A 4,119-nucleotide genomic window follows, 5' to 3' on the forward strand; every position below is an offset into this window, starting at 1 on the left:
TGCAACACCACAACCCCACCCACAACCCCACACCCCACACAACACCCCGCTGCCGGAACCCTCCGACCACGTCATCCCCTCAGGCCAATACGCCTAGAGTCGAAGCGTGGAACCCACCGCGAACGAACCCGGCGAACCCCGCGGAACCGGCGAGACCGGCGGGGCGGGCGGAGCCGGGGCGCCCGGCCTCCTGGAACGCCTGCGCAGCAACCGGGCGGTACGCCTGGCGCTGCTGGTGCTCCTGTGCGCGGCCGCCGGGTGGGCGCTGCACACCCACTGGGCCCAAGCACGCGAGGCCGTCCTGGAGCTCCCTCCGTGGGCGCCGCCCGCCGCGGTCCTCGCAGGGATGGCCGGCCTCGCCGCGCAGATGATGGGATGGCGGGCACTGCTGGCGGGGTTGGGTTCGCCCCTCCCCCGCCGAGTGGCTGCGCGGGTGATGTTCGTCGGCCAGCTCGGCAAGTACCTGCCCGGGTCCGTATGGGCCTTCGTCGCCCAGGTGGAACTGGCCCGGGACCACGCCGTCCCACGCAGCCGCGGCGCCGCGGCCACGCTGCTCGCGGTGGCCGTGACGGTCGCGACCGGGCTTGCGGTCGCGGCGGTCGCTCTTCCCCTCTCGTCGGCCGAGGCCGCCCGGCGCTGGTGGTGGGCGCTCGCGCTGGCCCCGCTCGTGCTGGCCGCCCTGCACCCCCGGGTGATCACCCTGGGGCTGGGACTGGCCGCGCGCCCGTTCGTCCGGTTCCGGGAGGTCGCCGAGGCCGGGACCCTGGACGTGGGCGGACGCGCAATCACCACTGCCGTGTCATGGACCCTGCTCGCGTGGATCCCCCTGGGCGCCCACCTGTGGCTCCTCACGTGGGCCGTAGGCGGGGACCCCCTCTCCTCGCTCGGCCCCGCTGTCGGTGCTTACGCACTCGCGTGGACCCTGGGCCTGCTCGTGGTCTTCGCACCCGCGGGTCTGGGCGTGCGAGAGGCGGTCCTGGTCGTTGCGCTCGCCCCGGTCGTGGACGCCGGGTCCGCCCTCGTACTGGCGGTTCTGTCCCGCCTGGTCATGACCGTCGCCGACCTCGCCTGGGCCGGCGTGGGCCTCCTCGCTTCCCGCGGGCGCGGGCGGGGGCACGCGCACACCCCCCGCCTGCTCGGGGGCGGTCAGGCGGAGGAGAGCAACCGGCCCACGTAGGCGTCCCAGTGCGGCCCGGGGTCGACGGGGCGAACACCGCCACGCAGTTTCTCCGGCATGCCGGGCGTGTAGAACTCGCGCAGTGCCCGCGCCAGGTCCTCCACCTCGCCGGGCTCGCACAGCAGACCGTCCGCACCCTCGCGCACGTGGTCGGGCAGGGTCCCGGCGCGCGTGGCAATCACCGGAACACCGTGCTCGTGCGCCATCCACACGTTCTGCGTCGCGGTCGCCGAACGGTACGGGAGCACCGCGGCGTCGGCACCCGCGAACAGCTCCGGCAGTTCCTCGGCCGGCACGTACCCGTCGCGCAGTTTCACCCGGCCGCCCAGGCCCAGTTCCTCGGCGAGCGCGGACAGCTCCTCGGTCCCGCCCCAGAACTCACCCGCAACGGTGAGCGTGACGTCGTCCGGCGCACCCTCGGCCATCGCGCGCAGCAGCAGATCGACACCCTTGTACGGCCGCACCATCCCCAGGAAGAGCAGGTGCCGGCGCTCCCCGCACGGCTGTTCCACCGCACCGCCGGTCTCGGGCAGGTGCGGCGGCATCGAGGCCACGACCGGGTCGGCCTGATCGCCGCGCAGCAGCCCCCGCGCGAGGAGGGCCTGTTCGGAACTGTGCGTGACGATCCCGTCGACCCTCCTCAGCAGGGCACGGGTGAGGCTCACGTCCGCGGAACGCCGTTCGTGCGGCAGCACGTTGTGGCACAGCGCCACCACCCGCGCACGCTCGCGGCGCGAGCACAGCCCCGCGAGGATGCCCAGGTAGGCCGGTATCTGCGCCGGCGAGAACAGGGTGAGAACGACCAGGTCGGACCGGCGCGCGAGCCTGCGCCCCGTGCGCCACCACCCGTCCGGCCGGTACCAGGCCAGACGGTGGCGGGTGCCGGAGAAGGTCTCGGCCTCCGGGTCGGTGATGGTCTGCTGCCCGGGATAGAGCAGCGACGGGTACTGCGCGTGCCACGACTCGATCGCGGTGCTGTGCCCCCGGGCGGAGAGCCGGTGGGCGAGTTCGGTCGTGTGGCGGGCCCCTCCGCCCTTGTAGGGGTGGGCGGGGCCGACGAGGGTGATCCTCACGAGTGCTCCCTGGAGCGCACGATCAGGTCGGCCAGGAGCGCCATCGCGCCGATGATCAGCCCGGTCATGAGGATCATGACGGTGTTGTTGGGCATGTACAGCGGGTTGCGCACCTGGTCGAAGACGAACTTGCCGACGCCGAGGCCGAGGAGGCCCAGGGCGGGCGGCATCAGGACCTTGAGGGGGTGGAAGAACATGACCATCCGCAACACCTGGAGGATGTAGCGGTAGGCATCGCTGACGAAGTGGAACTTGGAACGCCCCGCCCGCTTGGCGTACTCGATGGACACGTACCGCACCGGGTGTTGGTTCGACAGGAAGGCCAGCGTGATCGTCGTGACGCAGGAGAACCCGGGTGGCAGCAGCCGCAGGTACGGGCGGGCGACGTCGCGGCGGAACACCCGCAGCCCGGAGTTGAGGTCGGGGATGCGCGTGCGGGTCAGGCCCTCGGCGAACTTGCGGATCATCCACTTGGCCGGCACCCGCAGCGCTTTGTGCGAGCCCGTCTCGGTGGTGCGGGCCCCCACGATCTGGTCGGTCTCGGGGTCGGCGTCGAGCATGCGCACGAGCTCGGGGATGCGCTCGTTGGGGTAGCTCATGTCGGCATCGGTCCACACCACGTACTCCCCGCGCGCGCGAGTGCTCCCGACACGGCGCACCGTCCCGGCGCCGCCGTTGTGGCCGAAGGCGATGACGCGCAGGTACGGGAACAGGTCCTGCACATCGCGCAGGCGTTCGAGCGTCCCATCGGTGGAGGCATCGTCCACGGCCAGGAGCTCGTAGGTCCACCCCGACTGGTCCATGGCCGCACAGATGCGCTTGACCTCGTCGACGACGTGCTGTTCCTCGTTGTAGCAGGGCAGCACGATCGTCACCCGGGGATCGTTCTCCTGCCCTCCGGGGGCCGGGCGGGAGGGTTCGTGTGTTGCGGTCATGCCTCTCTCAGCGGGGTCGTCAGCGGGTGTTCTCGTCGGGCGGGACGACGGAGATCCACACGTCTCCCTCGAAGCCCCAGCTCCCCGTCGGCGGTTCCATGAGGGTGCTCGGGTCCATCTCGGCCACCACCCGGAACGGGCGTTCGGGTTCGGCGCCGGTCAGTTCCTGAAGCGGCCGCCATTCCGGGCCCGCGAGCACGGCGGTGCGGTCGCGCTCGTGGATCTCCCCGACGACGCGATCGACGTCCTCCTGTACCGGTTCGTTCATCGCGGCGGTGGGCAGACCGCACACGTTCCGGATCAACGGCATGTAATTGCTCGCCATCCCGGAGTCAACCACGACCACCGACCCGTCCTCGGGCAGCGACGCGCAGAGGTTCTCGGTCGCAGCGACGGTGCCCACGTCCTGTCTGTACCCCATGATCCCCTGTGCGGAAGTGATCACGGTGGGGCCGATCATGGCCACGGACGCACCGGCGGCGACCACAACGGGCAGAGAGGCGGCCGAGGCACGGCGGTCCGGGACCGTGGCACGGGCGCAGTAGCGGGTCAGCCAGGCCGTGAACCACACCGCGAACAGGATGAACGCCGGGATCACCAGCACGATGAGTCGTCGGCTGGCCCACGGATGGTCCGGGGTGATGGCGGGGCGCAGCAGGGTGGTGACCACGGTCCAGCTCAGGAGCATGGCCGGGAGCAGCCAGTGTGCGAGGCGCCCCTGGGCGAGCTTGCGCAGGACGAGTGCCACGCCGAAGGTCGCGAACAGGACGCTGCCCAACCCGACGTACCAGCCGACCCAGTACAGGCTGTAGTCGTAGTAGGTTCGGCTGCCCTCGACGGGCAGGCCCTCCATCTCCTGCACGGCCGCCACCCACTGGTCGGTGAAGTCGCTGCCGTGTCCGTAGTCGGGCCACAGGACGGGGGGCAGGGCCCG

General features: G+C 71.6%; 3 protein-coding genes and 1 pseudogene. 1 reads left to right on the top strand and 3 read right to left on the bottom strand.

The genetic code is table 11. The annotated features are described in order from the left end of the window. Positions 1 to 199: 199 nt before the first annotated feature. Positions 200 to 1,177, top strand: a complete 978-nt coding sequence (locus D474_RS0110520; protein WP_394296528.1) for a lysylphosphatidylglycerol synthase domain-containing protein — start codon at positions 200 to 202, stop codon at positions 1,175 to 1,177. On the opposite strand, the gene D474_RS0110525 is transcribed toward D474_RS0110520, so the two are convergent. The 3 genes and pseudogenes from D474_RS0110525 to D474_RS0110535 form a co-directional block, all read right to left on the bottom strand. After that, positions 1,147 to 2,250: a glycosyltransferase family 4 protein gene (locus D474_RS0110525; protein ID WP_017613538.1), complete on the bottom strand. Its 1,104-nt coding sequence runs from the start codon at positions 2,248 to 2,250 to the stop codon at positions 1,147 to 1,149. The genes D474_RS0110520 and D474_RS0110525 overlap by 31 nt on opposite strands. Beyond that, positions 2,247 to 3,185 carry a glycosyltransferase family 2 protein gene (locus tag D474_RS0110530; RefSeq protein ID WP_017613539.1) on the bottom strand — a complete coding sequence of 313 codons (939 nt, stop codon included), beginning with the start codon at positions 3,183 to 3,185 and terminating at the stop codon, positions 2,247 to 2,249. Before D474_RS0110530 ends, D474_RS0110525 begins: the two co-directional genes overlap by 4 nt. 19 nt (positions 3,186 to 3,204) lie before the next feature. Next, positions 3,205 to 4,119 (bottom strand): annotated as a pseudogene (locus D474_RS0110535) (hypothetical protein); the annotation flags it as partial.

This window comes from Nocardiopsis salina YIM 90010, from assembly GCF_000341025.1.
GTDB lineage: Bacteria > Actinomycetota > Actinomycetes > Streptosporangiales > Streptosporangiaceae > Nocardiopsis > Nocardiopsis salina.